The following is a 14,396-nucleotide window of genomic DNA, read 5'->3' as shown; positions in this document are numbered from 1 at the left end:
TTGAAGCACTCCCCTTTTCCTCTTGCAGAATACTCTGCGATGTAGAGTAGTCTGTCAATTCACGAACAGGCCGGGTGATGGGATCGTGCTTGACAAGGTCAAGCAGCGATCGGTCATCTCATTGAAGTGTAGATCGCCAGCTCGCACGAGATGATCGCGCCGTTAAAGCAGCAGGTCATGATGTCAGCAGCCGGAGATCGATGCGCAAAGCTGGCGGCTGATCTTCACAGCTTCGCCGTCGCAGGGTGTGGAGAATGTCAGCCGCACACTCTAGGCAGTGATCGAAGATCAGCAGCGGATTTTTACGATGGTCAGCGCGATCGTGTGCCATTCGTAACCAAAACTTAAGCTGCGAAAATCAGTCTATTGCTTCGCTGGCTAGCAAGCCGCGAGTCAGATATGCATGAGCGCGCCAGGTCATTACGACCGTCGGCACAACGGAAGGGGCATCGCATGGCTAAGCAGTCATCCAAAGCGCCGGCGTCCAAGGCACCGGCAAAGAAAGCACCCGCAAAAGCAGCGACGGCGAAGGTCGCGGCTGCAGTGAAGAAAGCAGCACCTGCTGCCAAGCCGAAGGCCGCGGCGGCCAAGGCAAAAGCAGCGCCGGCCAAGAAGCCGGCGGCAAAGGCAGCGGCAAAACCGGCAGTGAAGAAGGCAGCACCTGCCAAGGCAGCGGCAAAGCCGGCTGCGAAGGCGGCACCGGCCAAGAAGCCGGCCGCGAAGGCTGCGGCAAAACCCGCGGTGAAGAAGGCAGCAGCACCTGCCAAGAAGCCGGCTGCGAAGGCTGCGCCTGCCAAGAAACCGGCAGCGAAGGCTGCGCCGGCAAAGAAGGCGGCGGCAGCGAAGTCTTCAGCCCCGGTGAAGAAAGCGGCACCCGCGGCCAAGCCGAAGGCAGCACCCGCGAAGTCCGGCAAGAAGTAATCGCGTCCTCCCTCGCCGGGGGCAGTGTCGAAACAGTCAAGGGCGGTGCCTGACAGGCGCCCCGCTCGTTGCTTCGGCATTCGGAAGGCGAGAACAGAGGCGGACGGAGGATATCTTTTCGCAGCTCCCAGGACTTCGCCATAGGGCGAAGTCCGGTGGGGTTTTTTTGTATCATCGATGGCGGATCAAATGTCGGCGTGAGGCTTTTCAGTCTTGGTTGTTGACCGGCTGATCCGCGTGCCGTCGCCTTCTGCCCCGCACGGAATTCGGGTCGGCTGCCTGGGTGGTGAAGTGACTTTGGAACTCACGATTCGCGGAGCAGACGAGGACGATGCGGAAGCCGTGAGCCGCGTAATCCCAGCAGTTCCGCGACAGTCCAATGACTTGCCGAACCCGTGGCTCGCTGGCGGCCGGGTTTTCCGCTTGTGGCCATTGCTCGATCTCGCCTGATCGGTCAACACTGCCCGCCTGCAAAACAGGAAACCGATCCATGCCGAAGCTGCTCTACGCGTCGTCTTCTCCCTACAGTTCCAAGGTACGGATGGCGGCAGCCTATGCCGGCATCGCGGTCGATCTGGTGCCGATCAAGACCGACGAGAAGCCAGCCGACTTGATGATCGCCAACCCACTCGGCAAGATCCCGGTTCTGGTGCTCGATGACGGCCGCTCCATCCATGACAGCCGCGCCATTACCCAGCACCTCAACCGTTTGTCGAAGAACGCGTTGTTTCCGCGCAATCCCGACAAGCGGCTCCAGGCGGAAGTGCTGGAGGCGTTGGCGGACGGCATTTGCGACTGTGCGCTGTCGATGGTCTATGAACGGCGCACGCGGCCTGAGGAGATGGTCTACCAGCCCTGGCTCGACCGCCAATGGGGAAAGATCACGGCGGCACTCGATCTGCTCAACGCCAACCCGCCGAAGCTGCCGAAGAAGATCACTGCCGGCCAGATGGCGTTGCGCGCCTGCCTTGGCTATCTCTCATTGCGCTTTGCCGGAAAATGGGAGAAGGGCCGCGCCCGGCTGACGCGCTGGGCGGCACGCTTCGACGAGAAATTTCCAGAACTGAAGTCCTGCATTCCCGGGTGATCCACTTGATCACCCGGGTGATCCATTTGATCACCCCGATCTCCCGGGTGATCGATTCGATCTCCCGCGTGATCATCCGGACACAAAAAAAGCCGGGCGCGAGGCCCGGCTTTTTCGTGTCGTGGCTTGAACGACTTAGAACTTCATACCGACGCCGAAGGTGACGCGGTTGTCGGTGGCCTTGACCTTGCCGATACCATCGAAGCTCTTGCTGCCGAAGTCGGTGTAGCGGTACTCGACGCGGCCGAAGACGTTGTCGGTCAGCTTGATGTCGGTACCGAGGCCGGCGGTCCAGCCGAGCATGGTTGCGGTGTCGCTGGCGTCAAGCACGGTGTCTTCCACCTTCAGGCTTCTGCCGGCGAGACCGCCGGTGCCATAGAGCAGGATTTCCGGGGTCACGGCATAGCCGAGACGGGCACGCAGCGAGCCTTCGAAGCCGGCCTTGGAGTTGATGCCGTTATCGTCACCCTTCACGCCGTTGTAGCCGAGTTCGGCTTCAGCACCGTAAACGAAGTTCTCCTGCTGCCACTGGTAGCCGCCGAAGACGCTGCCGACGAAACCCTTGGTATCGGTCTCAACGCCGAAATCCTTTTCCTTGGTACGGCCGCTGAAGCCGTAGCCAACGTTGAGACCGGCATAGGGACCCGCCCACGAAGCGACCGGAAGTTCGGCGATCGGCGCGGGTGCCGGCGGCTCTTCCTGGACGACGTCCGCGGCATAGGCGGTCCCGCTGAGGGCGAAGAGCCCGAGCGCCACGGCGAGCGGCCGTGCGAATTTGAGATTGGCTTGCATTGTTCTTTACTCCTTAAGCCACAGGACACAGGCTTTTTTCTCACGATCGCCATCAACCCGCCCCGGGGGGTGAAACGGATCTGGCGTTCGTCGGTTCCAAATGTCGTGTCAAAATGCGGCTGAAGCGAACCTGAACTTGGGTCATTCCCCGGCACGAATGAGGCAGAAACTTGACGTTGCATCTTCGCAACAGCGAAATGGCAGGAGCCGTCCCGTGCTGCGTCGCACACCGCTTGGTGCAAGGAGTCCAGCACCCTATATTCCGGTCGGGCGGCTCCGAGTCCAAGGCGAGTCGGGACGCCGAAAAGGCCGTTTCGCCACAATGCTGCCCAAGGTGCGAACGCCATTTAACGCATGCCGGGCCATATTTCGCCGGCACCGTTTTTCGGGCCGAAATTGAGGATTGACATGCTATGAGCAAAGTCACGGCCACGGCGCTGGTGACGGGTGGGGCCAAACGGATCGGCAGGGCAATCGTCGAGGATCTCGCCGCCCACGGTTTTGCCGTCGCCATCCATTGCAACCGTTCTCATGTCGAGGCCGATGCGTTGGCTGCCGCAATCATCGCCAGCGGTGGCCGCGCCGCCGTGGTTGCCGCCGACCTGACCGATATGGACGCCGTAGGCGACCTAGTCGGGCAGGCGCAAGCAGCGCTCGGACCGATCTCGCTGCTGGTCAACAATGCGTCGCTGTTCGTCGACGATTCGGTTCTGGATTTCGACTGGCTGGCCTGGGATCGGCACTTTGCCGTCCATGTGAAGGCACCGGCGCTGCTGGCGCAGAATTTCGCCTGGGCGTTGCCTAAGGAGCAGGAGGGCCTGATCGTCAACATCATCGACCAGCGCGTCTGGCGGCCGACGCCGCGCTACTTCTCCTATGCGCTGTCCAAGTCGACGCTGTGGACGGCCACGCGGACAATGGCGCAAGCGCTCGGTCCCCGCATTCGCGTCAACGCCATCGGTCCGGGGCCGACCTTGAAGAACACACGCCAGGACGACAGCGATTTTGCCGCCCAAGTCGATGGCTTGATCCTCAAGCGCGGCCCGGAATTGCCGGAATTCGGCGCCACAATCCGTTATCTCTGGGAAGCGCGCTCGGTCACCGGCCAGATGATCGCGCTCGATGGCGGCCAGCATCTTGCATGGCAGACGCCCGATGTGACAGGCATGACGGAATGAGTCCTTTGGATCACAAGAACAAGCCGCGCGGCGGCGCCGATGATCTGCCCCCCGATATCGACCTCGAGGACGAGGCGGTCGAAGAGATCGTCGAACCTGCGGGTCCCGATGTCGCCTTCACCGCCATCGACTGGACGCCGCATGCCGGCGACGCCGAAGGCATGGTCGGCGCCGAGGTGATCCAGACGCTGGTCAAGCGGCTGCCCAACGCGCCCGGCGTCTATCGCATGATGAACGCCTCCGGCGACGTGCTCTATGTCGGCAAGGCGCGCAGCCTGAAGAAGCGCGTCACCAGCTATGCGCAAGGCCGCTTCCACACCACCCGCATCGGCCGCATGGTGCGCGAGACATCGACGATGGAGTTCGTCGTCACCCGCACCGAGATTGAAGCGCTATTGCTCGAAGCCAATCTTATCAAGCGCTTGCGGCCACGCTTCAATGTTCTGATGCGCGACGACAAGTCGTTTCCCTATATTCTTTTGAGCGGCGATCATGTTTCGCCCGGCATCTACAAGCATCGCGGCGCACGCTCGCGCAAAGGCGACTATTTCGGCCCCTTCGCTTCGGCCGGCGCCGTCGGCCGCACCATCAACTCGCTCCAGCGTGCCTTTTTGCTCAGGAGTTGCACCAACTCCTTTTACGAGAACCGCACGCGGCCATGCCTGCTTTATCAGATCAAGCGCTGCGCCGGCCCCTGCACCGGAGAGATCTCGCATGAGGACTATGCCGTGCTGGTCGGCGAAGCGAGGGACTTTTTGTCCGGCCGCAGCCAGAAAGTGAAGACGGAAATCTCGGCCGCCATGCAGCAGGCGTCTGAAGCTCTCGATTTCGAGCGCGCCGCGATCTATCGCGATCGACTGGCCGCCCTGTCGCATGTGCAAAGTCACCAGGGCATCAATCCGGCGACCGTCGACGAGGCCGATGTCTTCGCCATCCATCAGGAAGGCGGCCAGGTCTGCATCCAGGTGTTCTTCTTCCGCACAGGCCAGAATTGGGGTAACCGCGCCTATTTCCCCAAGGCCGATCCGGCGCTGGAGGGGGCTGAGGTGCTGGGCTCGTTTCTGGCGCAGTTCTATGACGACAAGCCGACGCCGCGGAACATTCTTCTGTCGCATGGCGTCGAGGACCAGGAATTGTTGGCCGAGGCGCTCTCCACCCGCGCCGGCCGCAAGGTCGCGATCTCTGTGCCACAGCGCGGCGAGAAGAAGGACCTGACCGACAACGCGCTGCAGAATGCCCGTGAGGCACTGGGCAGGCGGCTTGCCGAAACCTCCACACAGGGACGCCTGCTTGCCGGCTTCGCCGAAACCTTCGGCCTTGCCAAGCCGCCGGTGCGCATCGAAGTCTATGATAATTCGCACATCATGGGCACCAATGCGGTCGGCGCCATGGTGGTCGCCGGGCCGGAAGGTTTTGTGAAGAACCAGTACAGAAAATTCAACATTCGCTCGACCGAGATCACGCCTGGCGACGATTTCGGCATGATGCGCGAGGTGATGGAGCGGCGGTTTTCGCGGCTGCTCAGGGAACATGGCGATGTTGCCGTTGCTGACGATGCGGCGGCGGGCGAGGCGATGGCGGCCGAAACGGGCGATGATATCGAAGACGATATTTCCGGCAACTTCCCGGCCTGGCCCGATGTCATCCTGATCGACGGCGGCCAGGGCCAGATGAGCGCGGTGCGCAAGATCCTTTCGGATCTCGGCATCGAGGACCGGGTGGTGGCGATCGGCATCGCCAAGGGCCAGGACCGCGATGCCGGCCGTGAGCGCTTCTTCGTCAGGGGCAAGGACTCGTTTTCGCTCCCCGTGCGCGATCCCGTGCTCTATTTCGTCCAGCGCCTGCGCGACGAGGTCCACCGTTTCGCCATCGGTTCGCACCGTGCGCGCCGCAAGAAGGAGATGGTCAAGAGCCCGCTCGACGAGATCAGCGGTATCGGTCCGGGCCGCAAACGAGCCCTACTGCTGGCCTTCGGCACCGCCAAAGCGGTCAGCCGCGCCGCCATCGAGGATCTGAGGAAAGTCGACGGCATTTCAGAGCGGGTGGCGAAACTGGTCTACAATCATTTCCACGAGAGCTGACAGCCAGGATGCTATTTTCATCTGGCCAATCGATTGTCGCCTGTTGACCCCCTACGTTGGCATCTGATTTGAGTAGGCAGGCAGAAAGAGTTTTCCCAGATATGGCCCAGCGCGCGTTCAACCTGCCCAACATGCTCACCTACGCCCGCATCGTCGCGGTGCCGCTGGTGGTGCTGTGCTTTTTTCTTGAAGGGCATTTGAAGTCGAGCGACTTCGCCCGCTGGTCGGCGCTGGTCATCTTCCTGCTCGCCTCGATCACCGATTATCTGGATGGCTACCTGGCGCGCGCCTGGCAGCAGACCTCCAACATCGGCAAGATGCTTGACCCGATCGCCGACAAGCTGCTGGTCGCCACCTGCCTGCTGCTGCTGGCCGCGGACACTGACCGTCATGCCGGCATCGCCGGATGGTCGCTATGGGCGGCGATCATCATCCTGTGCCGCGAAATCCTCGTCTCGGGCCTGCGCGAGTATCTGGCGGCGCTCAAGGTCTCGGTGCCGGTGACGCAGTTGGCAAAATGGAAGACCGCCATCCAGATGGTCGCCATCGCCTTCCTGCTGGCCGGGCCGGCCGGCGACAAGATCTTCCCGCTGACCACCCAGACCGGGCTGGTGCTGCTATGGATCGCGGCGTTGGTTACGCTCTACACCGGCTACGACTATTTCCGAGCCGGCCTCAAGCACATCATGGACGAGTGAGATGACGACCCGGCTCATCTATTTTGCCTGGGTGCGCGAACGCATCGGCATGCCTGAGGAAGACGTCGACTTGCCCGCTGACATCGAGACGGTCGCCGACCTCTTGCGCTGGCTGAAATCGCGCGGCGAGAGCTACGAGCACGCGCTGCAATATCCCGATGTGATCCGCGTCGCCATCAACCAGGAACATGTCGAGCACCGTGAGAAGATCGCGGGCGCGCGCGAGATTGCGCTGTTCCCGCCGATGACCGGGGGCTGACATGAGCGCCGCGGTCGTACCTGTCGTGCGCATCCAGGCGCAGGATTTCGACGTCGCCGCCGAGATCGCCAGACTGACGCAAGGCCGCGCCGATATCGGCGCCGTCGTCACCTTCTCCGGACTTTGCCGCGACGAGCAGGGCGCGCTCTCGGCGCTTGAGCTCGAGCACTATCCCGGCATGGCCGAAGCAGAAATCGCCCGCATCGCTGCTGAGGCGGTCGAGCGCTGGCCGCTGCAGGGTCTCACCGCCATCCACCGCCACGGCAAGATCGCGCCCGGCGACAACATCGTGCTGGTGGTGGCCGCCTCCGCGCATCGCCAGGCGGCATTCGAGGCGGCGAATTTTCTCATGGACTATTTGAAATCGCGCGCGCCGTTCTGGAAGAAGGAGCATCGCGCCGACGGTTCCGAGGGCGGCTGGGTCGAGGCCAAGGAAGCCGACGACGAGGCGGTCGGCCGCTGGAAATCGTCCGACTAAAATACCGCCACAGCCATGTATTGACCGCAATCCTTTGGCCAATTAACTGCGGTTGGTCAGCCTGATTGGCCAGCCTGGGCAAGGGGAGATGGTCATGCTGGACAGGATCGCGGAGTTCTTCGTCTTCGGTTTCGTGCCTCTGGTCGTTGGCATATTGGCCGTGCCGGAACCGTCTGTTGCCGCCGAAAATTCCGTGAGAGGCGAGGTCATCTATCGCGAGCGCATCGCCTTGCCGCCTAGTGCCGTGCTCTCGGTCCAGCTTGCCGACGTGTCGCTGGCCGATGCACCGGCCAAAATCATCGGCAAGCAGACCGTCAAGCCGGCTGGCCAGGTGCCGATCGGCTTCGAGATTAAATTCGATCCCTCCGTCATCCGGTCGCGGATGACCTACGCTTTGCAAGCCCGCATTACCGTTGATGACAAGCTCCTGTTCATCTCCGATGTCCGCCATCAGGTCGATCCGCTGACCGACGTGCCGCAGACCATCATGCTGAAGATGGTGACGCCGAGCGCCGAGCCGGCGGTTTCCGTCTTTGACCAGCTCTGGCTGGTCGACTATGTCGACGGCATCGGCGCCATCACCGCGCCGCAAGCGACGTTCAGGGTCAGCGAGGCTGGCAAGGCAGGCGGCAGCGGCCCCTGCAATACCTATTTCGCCACCGCCAAGATCGATGGCCAGACGATCGCGATCAGCGACATCGGCTCGACCTACAAGGCCTGCGCGCCCGAGGTGATGGCCGAGGAAAAGGCGCTGTTCGATGCATTGGCCAAGGCTGCGTCATACAATGTCGCTGCCGGCAAGCTCATCATTGCCGACAAGGATGGCCTCGAAATCCTGCGCTTCAGCGCCGCGAGCTAGCGCGTATTTCATTGCCAAAACTTTTTTCGGAATAATTCGGGCAAGAGAAGCGTTTCTCTCCCAGACATGGCGGGCAAGGCAAAGGGGATATTTCGGATATCCCTCGGTTGAAGCCGCCAGACCTGCTGCGGCTCGTTCTGGCTTAACTCAAAGGAGTCCAGAGATGAAAACGCACACGCTTATCCTTGCTGTCACAGGCGTATCGCTCCTTGCTCTTACCGGCCTTGCGTCGGCGGACGACCATTTGGTCAATGCCCTTGACCATGGTCTCAGCGCCGATGGCCACCCGTTCCAGACCAACAAGGCCGGCCACAGCGGCGATCTCGCGCCTGGGCAGGGTAGTCCATTCGCGGGGGCCGATACCCAGACACCGGCCACCGATACGGAAGCAGCGAACGCCCATGCAAACGTAAAAGATCGTCAGCCGAAGTGACCAGAACCCGCCGTGGCGGCGGCGGGCCTCTCAAGCCGTCGTTTGTTCGAATACGGCGCCATAGTGATAGGGCGGCACCTCGACCATGTTGGCAAGCCTGAGGCCACCCGCCTCTGCGGCCGCCACGGTCTGTTCCGGCGACAGCCTCAATTCGGTCCTCGGTCCGCGAGGCTCGCCCTGGATCATCGTTGTTTCGCGTGGACGCTGGTGCCAGTTGACGATTGCGAAACGTCCGCCCGGACCGAGTGCCGCCCGCACCGCGCGCGCCAGACGCGGCCGGTCAGGAACGCCGTGAAAGGCGTTCGCCATGAAGATGAAATCAGCGGGTCGAGGCGTAAGCCTTGCAAGCTCATAGGCGTCGCCCGCGACAAAGTCGCAATTCGTCGCGCCACTTTCGACCAAGCGGTGTCTGGCGGCTTCGAGCAGATCGGCATCGATATCGATGGCCACGACATGACGAGCCACCCTGGCGATCGGCAGCGTGAACCAGCCATCGCCGCAGCACAGATCGATCACATCCATGCCTGGCTTGATCCCCGTTGCCGAAACCACCGCGGCGGGGTTGGGCCACAGCGCCTCCCACCAGTCGCTGTTCGGCATCTCCGTGCCTTGGAAGAAACCCGGAATGGCACTGGTCATGCTGTGGTCCGCTCCATCGTCGGCATCCTAGCACATGCGGTTCGCACGCGGGCTGACTGTTCGGCCGAAAAAAAGGCCGGCGAAACGCCAGCCTTTCTTTACGTGATCACGCTTTGGACTATCGGCTCAGCCGACGATCTCGGTATCCGAGAACCAGTACTTGATCTCTTCCGCCGCGGTCTCCGGCGCATCGGAGCCGTGCACCGAGTTTTCGCCGATCGACAGCGCATGCACCTTGCGGATCGTGCCTTCGGCGGCATTGGCCGGGTTGGTGGCGCCCATCACTTCGCGGTTCCTGACAATGGCGTTCTCGCCTTCCAGCACCTGCACGACGGTCGGTGCCGACGACATGAACTCAACCAGTTCGCCGAAGAACGGGCGGTCCTTGTGCACGGCATAAAAACCTTCCGCCTCACGGCGGCTCATCCAGACCCGGCGCGAGGCGATGACGCGCAGGCCGGCCTCTTCCAGCATCTTGGTGATGGCACCGGTGAGGTTGCGCCGGGTTGCGTCCGGCTTGATCATGGAAAATGTGCGTTCGAGCGCCATGGGTCGTCCTTGTTTGAGAATGGAATTGAGGGTGGCGGGCTCTATACAAGCCGCCCGGCCCATTGCCAAGGGGCGAGGAGCGGTCCGCGAAGCGGACGGAGCCGCGGGCGAGATCGGATGGCTGCACAGCAACGCTTTGCTTGCTATAGTTACCTGTCGGAGCCGCACTGAAGTCGGCCCGCATGGAGACAACATGACCATGGCAGACGATCGTCAGGAACGCATTCGCAACCGCGCGCATCAGATCTGGCTGCAAGAGGGACAGCCGGCTGGACACCATGAGCGCCATTGGCATCAGGCGGCGGCCGATGTCGACCAGGAGGATGCCGCGGGGAAGTCGGCAGCCAAAAAACCAACCAGGAAGGCAGCTGGCGCCACCAAGGCAAAAGCCGCACCCAAGGAAGCAAAGGCCGCCACGAAGGCCAGCAAGCCAAAGAAGGCAGCGGCCAAGTAAGGCCTGGCTATCGCCTCGCGGCTGAGCTTTCTTGCAGGACACTGACGGCCCTGCCTTGCGGCAAAGGGCATGCGTTTTAGCGTCACGCCGCCGCGGCCACCTTTCGTCCCAGCCCGCCATGCAGGTCGAGGCAGCGGGCGAACCATTGCGCCATCACGTCGCCGTCGTCGAGCAATTGGTAGGGCGAGGCTATGCGCGCCCATTGCAGCGCGCCGAAGACGATATAGTCGGCAAACAGCGGCGACGCACCCCCGATGAAAGGCTGATAGCCGAGCATTGAACGCAATGGTTCCAGCGAGGCCCTGAAGTTGCCGAGGCCGGCCTCCCGGGCTGCTATCACGTCCTCCAGCCGCTTGCCGAAACGCTGCTCCCGGCTCTGGCGGAAATAGGCGGCGTTCTCCGCGTCCTGCATGGCATGCAGGTCGATGATCGCCGCGGTGGTCACATAGGGATGAATGGTCAGTTGCGACCAGCGTTCGATGAAGCGCGCCATCGCCTTGCCGCCTTCACCGCCAAACAGCGTCGGCCGGTCCGGATAGGATTCGTCGAGATAGAGAGCGATGGCGAAGGAATCCGAAACGACCGTCTCGCCGTCGCGGATCACCGGAACGGTTTTCGAAACGCCGCCCTCGACAGCGGGCACCTCGAGAAAGCGCGTCGGCGCGGTTGCTGTGTCGAGCCCCTTGTGGGCAAGCGCCATCACCACCTTCCAGCAATGCGGGCTGAACGGACGTGTGGTGTCGCGTCCGACGAGGTCATACAGCAGAATGGTCATTGGCGGCGGCCCTCTCGCGGGTTAGGTAGGCCTCCTTATCGACGCGAGCCGAGGGGAAGCCATGAGACAGCATTTCATGATGTTTGCGGCCTATAATCAATGGGCCAACAAACGCAACTATGATGCCGCCGCGGAGCTCGATGAAGAGGAATTCAACCGCAATGTCGGCGCCTTCTTCGGCTCGATGATGGGCACGCTCAACCACCTGCTGACAGCCGACCGCATCTGGATGAAGCGCTTCACCGGCGAGGGCGACGCGCCGACGACGCTGGACGCCATCCTGCATCGGGGATTGCCCGGTCTGCGGATGGCGCGTGAAGCCGAGGACCGGAGGATCATCGATTGGGTCGGCGGCCTCAATGACAAGGCTTTGACGGGCCGCTTCACCTACATGACAGTCTCGGACATGCGCACGGTCTCGCAGAGGCTGGCGCCGGCGCTCGACCATGTCTTCAATCACCAGACTCATCATCGCGGCCAGGCACATACAATCCTGACCATCCTGGGACGGCCAAGCCTGGGGTTGGATCTGATGCTCTTCCAGCGCACCGAGGAAGGCAGGGCCTTCGCCTGATCCCGGCGATGTTTGGCGGTTGTGCGCCCGAAGGTTGAGGGCCCTCGCTTATTATCGCTGCATTCTGTGCCGCAGCATCGTCTTTACGTCAGGCCACTCGGAATCGATGATGCTGAACCGGACGGAATTGCGCTTCCTACCGTCTGGCATGATCCGCTCGTTGCGAACGATCCCTTCCTGTTTGGCCCCAATTCGCAGAATGGCCGCCCTTGACGTATGATTCAGTTCGTCCGTGGTGAATTGCACACGGACACATCCCATGACCTCGAATGCATGAGTCAGGAGAAGATACTTCGCCTCGGTATTGACCCCGGACCGCTGAACCGAGCTGCTGAGCCAGCTATGCCCGATCTCCAGCTTTCTATTCGCTCGATCGATCTTCCAAAACCGCGTACTTCCGCGGATCAGTCCCGTGCTGCGCATGACGATTGCATAAGGCATGACAGTGCCGGCCTGTCGTCCAGCCAGGGCGTTGGCCATATATCCATCGATCGTGTCTGGACCGGGGACCACGGTGGCCTTCAGGTTCCACAGCATGCCATCCGCCGCCGCGCTCAGAAGCCCCGACGAATGGTCCTGCTGAAGCGGCACGAGCTCTACAATCACACCGACCAATGCGGGCTGTATGGATTGGGCGTCCATTAACTGATGGCTCTCAACTTGCTTCTTGCCGGTCGTATCTCATCGGCGGCCAACCAAATGCTCGCCCGAAATTCAGACAGCCATGGCGGCCTCGCCGCTGGTTTCGCTGTCGAGCTGGCGCTGCGTCAGAGCCGCTTCCGCCATCACCCATTGCTTGAACAGCAGCACCTTGCGTGCGGCAAGGCTCTTCGGGGAAGAGACAAAATACCAGCCAGCCGTGTTCGGATGGTGGACGGCGAACGGGGCCACCAGCCTTTTGGCGCGGATATCGCTGGCCATATAGGCGCGGTTGGCCACTGCAAAACCCATCCCGGAATTGGCTGCCTCGTAGGACATCATGCACGAGTCGAAATAAATGCTTTTGGCCTTGCTGAGCACGAAGCTGGCGCCGGCGAAACCAAGCCAGGATTGCCAGTTCTGGGTGCACGTATCGGAATGCAGCAGCGTGAAGTGCCTAAGGTCGTCCGGTATCACCGTCGACAGCTTCTTGTCGCCGAGAACTTCATGGAACAGCTTGCGGCTGCACACTGGTGTCAGGTCTTCCCGAAACAGCAGATCGGATTGCAGCCCGTGAAAGTGACGGTCGCCATAGCGAATTTCAAGATCGAACTCGGAGGTCGTGAACTCATGCGTCGCGTAGGAGGTCGAGACCCGCATCACGATGTCGGGATATCGCTGCTGGAACAGCGGCAGGCGCGGAAACAGCCAGCGTGCCGCGAAGGTCGGCAGCACTGATATCTTCAGCACATGTTCCTGGGATTGCCCGGTCGCTTCCATGCTGGCGGCGACGATTCTCTCCAGCGCCTCGCGAACGCGCGAGACGTAGGTCTCGCCCTCCGGCGTCAGCGACACCGCATTGCCGCCGCGCTGGAAGATCTTGAATCGCAGCTGATCCTCCAGGCTTTTGACGCGCTGGCTGACCGCTGAAGCGGTGATAAACTGTTCTTCGCCGGCGCGCGTGAAATTCCCGTGCCTCGCGGCACTTTCCACGATTTTCAGCGAATTGAGATTGACCTGACTGAGCAGACGCACGGTTTCGACCTTAAGCTGAGCTTACACTAGCACCAGCATTCCTAATTTTACAGGGGATGCTAATTTAATCGACTGCTAACTAAGTGATTGCCCTCACTTGGAGAAGTACAATGAACGCCCATATCATACCCGAATTGCGCTATGCGATGAGCCGCGAGGCCATCATCGGTCACGAAACCGCCTGGAAAGTGTCGAGTTTCGGCGTCGCGCAATATCTGCATGGCTACGATCCGGCACTGCTTGCCGCGATCGAGGAGGCTGCTCTGAAGCTCAAGGCCAGCCATGCCGTGCACAAGCACCTCGATCTGACCTTCATCACCGGGGCAGACCGTTTCATCCCCGAGATCAGGGAATTGCTCCATGACAAGCTGCGCCTGGAGCGGCTGTCCGACATGATGGGCACCAAGCTGGAGCCCTATCCGCTGTCGATCGTCGGCTCGACGGTCACCTTCATGAACCCCAAGGACGGCGCCGTGGAATGGCATTGCGATGGCGTTCCGGTCACCGAACTCATTCCACTGTCGATCAGCAATCCGCTGGTCGGCGGCCATCTCGAAATCTACTGCGACGACTCCGAAACCGGCCGCGCCACCCTCGAATCCGGCCGCGAGATCCCGCGCAACCGTGTCATGCGCATCGATCACAAGATGAACTACGCGACGCTGGGGCAGTTCCTGGGCGTCCTCCATCGCACCGCTCCGATCCGGTTCGGCGAGCGCGTCACGCTGGTGCTCAACCAGCGCTCGGTGGCCAAACCCTATGTCGACGACAACCGCATGTTCTATCTCGCCGCCGACAATGATCACGACCGTGAGTGGGTCAACGAACTGGCCGAAGATGTCTGGACCAACCAGTTGCCGGCCTATCGCCGGTTCGAGGCAGAGCATCCCGTGCCCGCCGCGGTCGACGCGCCGGCTCCGGGCGGAGCCAGGGAATCGTGGTGAC

At 61.7% G+C, this 14,396-nt stretch carries 19 protein-coding genes; 12 read left to right on the top strand and 7 right to left on the bottom strand.

The annotated features are described in order from the left end of the window. Nucleotides 1-453 precede the first annotated feature (453 nt). Nucleotides 454-921 (top strand): hypothetical protein, encoded by a 468-nt coding sequence (locus NKH03_RS04350; protein ID WP_352868093.1) that lies wholly within the window; start codon nucleotides 454-456, stop codon nucleotides 919-921. 207 nt (nucleotides 922-1,128) lie between these two features. Here the strand turns inward: NKH03_RS04350 and NKH03_RS04345 are convergent, their stop codons facing one another. Next, on the bottom strand, nucleotides 1,129-1,413 hold the full coding sequence (locus tag NKH03_RS04345) for a hypothetical protein (protein WP_352967273.1): 285 nt from the start codon (nucleotides 1,411-1,413) through the stop codon (nucleotides 1,129-1,131). Here NKH03_RS04345 and NKH03_RS04340 point away from each other — a divergent pair. Continuing rightward, nucleotides 1,412-2,008, top strand: a complete 597-nt coding sequence (locus NKH03_RS04340) for a glutathione S-transferase family protein (protein WP_352967272.1) — start codon at nucleotides 1,412-1,414, stop codon at nucleotides 2,006-2,008. The genes NKH03_RS04345 and NKH03_RS04340 overlap by 2 nt on opposite strands. A 135-nt stretch (nucleotides 2,009-2,143) precedes the next feature. Here NKH03_RS04340 and NKH03_RS04335 read toward each other — a convergent pair whose 3' ends face one another. Beyond that, nucleotides 2,144-2,800, bottom strand: a complete 657-nt coding sequence (locus NKH03_RS04335) for an outer membrane protein (protein ID WP_352868089.1) — start codon at nucleotides 2,798-2,800, stop codon at nucleotides 2,144-2,146. Nucleotides 2,801-3,213: 413 nt separating this feature from the next. Here NKH03_RS04335 and NKH03_RS04330 point away from each other — a divergent pair, with 413 nt between their 5' ends. The 7 genes from NKH03_RS04330 (at nucleotide 3,214) to NKH03_RS04300 (ending at nucleotide 8,786) form a co-directional block, all read left to right on the top strand. Further along, nucleotides 3,214-3,978 carry an SDR family oxidoreductase gene (locus NKH03_RS04330; protein ID WP_352868087.1) on the top strand — a complete coding sequence of 255 codons (765 nt, stop codon included), beginning with the start codon at nucleotides 3,214-3,216 and terminating at the stop codon, nucleotides 3,976-3,978. Further along, nucleotides 3,975-6,059: an excinuclease ABC subunit UvrC gene (gene uvrC, locus NKH03_RS04325; protein WP_352967271.1), complete on the top strand. Its 2,085-nt coding sequence runs from the start codon at nucleotides 3,975-3,977 to the stop codon at nucleotides 6,057-6,059. The genes NKH03_RS04330 and uvrC overlap by 4 nt, the downstream gene beginning before the upstream one ends. 101 nt (nucleotides 6,060-6,160) lie before the next feature. After that, nucleotides 6,161-6,757 (top strand): CDP-diacylglycerol--glycerol-3-phosphate 3-phosphatidyltransferase, encoded by a 597-nt coding sequence (pgsA, locus tag NKH03_RS04320; RefSeq protein WP_352868083.1) that lies wholly within the window; start codon nucleotides 6,161-6,163, stop codon nucleotides 6,755-6,757. Between the two features lies 1 nt (nucleotide 6,758). After that, nucleotides 6,759-7,016, top strand: a complete 258-nt coding sequence (gene moaD / locus NKH03_RS04315; protein WP_352868081.1) for a molybdopterin converting factor subunit 1 — start codon at nucleotides 6,759-6,761, stop codon at nucleotides 7,014-7,016. Between the two features lies 1 nt (nucleotide 7,017). Next, the gene (locus NKH03_RS04310; protein ID WP_352967270.1) at nucleotides 7,018-7,494 is read left to right on the top strand and encodes a molybdenum cofactor biosynthesis protein MoaE; all 477 of its coding nucleotides are present in this window, start codon (nucleotides 7,018-7,020) and stop codon (nucleotides 7,492-7,494) included. A 94-nt stretch (nucleotides 7,495-7,588) separates the two neighbouring features. Then, entirely contained in the window at nucleotides 7,589-8,353 is a 765-nt protein-coding gene (locus NKH03_RS04305; RefSeq protein ID WP_352967268.1) for a YbaY family lipoprotein, read from the top strand. Between the two features lie 163 nt (nucleotides 8,354-8,516). After that, the gene (locus NKH03_RS04300) at nucleotides 8,517-8,786 is read left to right on the top strand and encodes a hypothetical protein (RefSeq protein ID WP_352868075.1); all 270 of its coding nucleotides are present in this window, start codon (nucleotides 8,517-8,519) and stop codon (nucleotides 8,784-8,786) included. A 30-nt stretch (nucleotides 8,787-8,816) separates the two neighbouring features. Here NKH03_RS04300 and NKH03_RS04295 read toward each other — a convergent pair whose 3' ends face one another. Together NKH03_RS04295 and ndk are read right to left on the bottom strand one after the other, a co-directional pair. Next, nucleotides 8,817-9,425 (bottom strand): class I SAM-dependent methyltransferase, encoded by a 609-nt coding sequence (locus NKH03_RS04295; RefSeq protein WP_352967267.1) that lies wholly within the window; start codon nucleotides 9,423-9,425, stop codon nucleotides 8,817-8,819. Between the two features lie 126 nt (nucleotides 9,426-9,551). Beyond that, nucleotides 9,552-9,974: a nucleoside-diphosphate kinase gene (gene ndk / locus NKH03_RS04290; RefSeq protein WP_352882560.1), complete on the bottom strand. Its 423-nt coding sequence runs from the start codon at nucleotides 9,972-9,974 to the stop codon at nucleotides 9,552-9,554. 193 nt (nucleotides 9,975-10,167) lie between these two features. Between ndk and NKH03_RS04285 the strand changes: the two genes are divergently transcribed. Next, nucleotides 10,168-10,428: a DUF2934 domain-containing protein gene (locus tag NKH03_RS04285; RefSeq protein ID WP_352967266.1), complete on the top strand. Its 261-nt coding sequence runs from the start codon at nucleotides 10,168-10,170 to the stop codon at nucleotides 10,426-10,428. Between the two features lie 82 nt (nucleotides 10,429-10,510). Here the strand turns inward: NKH03_RS04285 and NKH03_RS04280 are convergent, their stop codons facing one another. Then, nucleotides 10,511-11,203: a glutathione S-transferase family protein gene (locus NKH03_RS04280; RefSeq protein WP_352882564.1), complete on the bottom strand. Its 693-nt coding sequence runs from the start codon at nucleotides 11,201-11,203 to the stop codon at nucleotides 10,511-10,513. Nucleotides 11,204-11,264: 61 nt separating this feature from the next. On the opposite strand from NKH03_RS04280, the gene NKH03_RS04275 reads away from it, so the two are divergent. Next, a complete protein-coding gene (locus tag NKH03_RS04275; protein ID WP_352967265.1) occupies nucleotides 11,265-11,777 on the top strand; it encodes a DinB family protein in 513 nt (170 codons plus the stop codon). 51 nt (nucleotides 11,778-11,828) lie between these two features. On the opposite strand, the gene NKH03_RS04270 is transcribed toward NKH03_RS04275, so the two are convergent. After that, nucleotides 11,829-12,419 (bottom strand): GNAT family N-acetyltransferase, encoded by a 591-nt coding sequence (locus tag NKH03_RS04270; RefSeq protein WP_352967264.1) that lies wholly within the window; start codon nucleotides 12,417-12,419, stop codon nucleotides 11,829-11,831. Nucleotides 12,420-12,491: 72 nt separating this feature from the next. Further along, entirely contained in the window at nucleotides 12,492-13,451 is a 960-nt protein-coding gene (locus NKH03_RS04265) for a LysR substrate-binding domain-containing protein (RefSeq protein WP_352967263.1), read from the bottom strand. A 110-nt stretch (nucleotides 13,452-13,561) separates the two neighbouring features. Here NKH03_RS04265 and NKH03_RS04260 point away from each other — a divergent pair, with 110 nt between their 5' ends. Beyond that, the gene (locus NKH03_RS04260; protein WP_352967262.1) at nucleotides 13,562-14,395 is read left to right on the top strand and encodes a hypothetical protein; all 834 of its coding nucleotides are present in this window, start codon (nucleotides 13,562-13,564) and stop codon (nucleotides 14,393-14,395) included. Nucleotide 14,396 lies beyond the last annotated feature (1 nt).

It is taken from the genome of Mesorhizobium sp. M1406 (genome assembly GCF_040317555.1).
Classification (GTDB): Bacteria; Pseudomonadota; Alphaproteobacteria; order Rhizobiales; family Rhizobiaceae; genus Mesorhizobium.
The sequence above is the reverse complement of the archived record's forward strand: the minus strand, read 5'-3'. Positions and strand labels throughout refer to the sequence as shown.

Coding starts and splice junctions, on each gene's coding strand:
- NKH03_RS04350 (WP_352868093.1), top strand. CDS start 454: ATGGCTAAGCAGTCATCCAAAGCGCCGGCGTCCAAGGCACCGGCAAAG.
- NKH03_RS04340 (WP_352967272.1), top strand. CDS start 1,412: ATGCCGAAGCTGCTCTACGCGTCGTCTTCTCCCTACAGTTCCAAGGTA.
- NKH03_RS04345 (WP_352967273.1), bottom strand. CDS start 1,413: ATGGATCGGTTTCCTGTTTTGCAGGCGGGCAGTGTTGACCGATCAGGC.
- NKH03_RS04335 (WP_352868089.1), bottom strand. CDS start 2,800: ATGCAAGCCAATCTCAAATTCGCACGGCCGCTCGCCGTGGCGCTCGGG.
- NKH03_RS04330 (WP_352868087.1), top strand. CDS start 3,214: ATGAGCAAAGTCACGGCCACGGCGCTGGTGACGGGTGGGGCCAAACGG.
- uvrC (WP_352967271.1), top strand. CDS start 3,975: ATGAGTCCTTTGGATCACAAGAACAAGCCGCGCGGCGGCGCCGATGAT.
- pgsA (WP_352868083.1), top strand. CDS start 6,161: ATGGCCCAGCGCGCGTTCAACCTGCCCAACATGCTCACCTACGCCCGC.
- moaD (WP_352868081.1), top strand. CDS start 6,759: ATGACGACCCGGCTCATCTATTTTGCCTGGGTGCGCGAACGCATCGGC.
- NKH03_RS04310 (WP_352967270.1), top strand. CDS start 7,018: ATGAGCGCCGCGGTCGTACCTGTCGTGCGCATCCAGGCGCAGGATTTC.
- NKH03_RS04305 (WP_352967268.1), top strand. CDS start 7,589: ATGCTGGACAGGATCGCGGAGTTCTTCGTCTTCGGTTTCGTGCCTCTG.
- NKH03_RS04300 (WP_352868075.1), top strand. CDS start 8,517: ATGAAAACGCACACGCTTATCCTTGCTGTCACAGGCGTATCGCTCCTT.
- NKH03_RS04295 (WP_352967267.1), bottom strand. CDS start 9,425: ATGACCAGTGCCATTCCGGGTTTCTTCCAAGGCACGGAGATGCCGAAC.
- ndk (WP_352882560.1), bottom strand. CDS start 9,974: ATGGCGCTCGAACGCACATTTTCCATGATCAAGCCGGACGCAACCCGG.
- NKH03_RS04285 (WP_352967266.1), top strand. CDS start 10,168: ATGACCATGGCAGACGATCGTCAGGAACGCATTCGCAACCGCGCGCAT.
- NKH03_RS04280 (WP_352882564.1), bottom strand. CDS start 11,203: ATGACCATTCTGCTGTATGACCTCGTCGGACGCGACACCACACGTCCG.
- NKH03_RS04275 (WP_352967265.1), top strand. CDS start 11,265: ATGAGACAGCATTTCATGATGTTTGCGGCCTATAATCAATGGGCCAAC.
- NKH03_RS04270 (WP_352967264.1), bottom strand. CDS start 12,419: ATGGACGCCCAATCCATACAGCCCGCATTGGTCGGTGTGATTGTAGAG.
- NKH03_RS04260 (WP_352967262.1), top strand. CDS start 13,562: ATGAACGCCCATATCATACCCGAATTGCGCTATGCGATGAGCCGCGAG.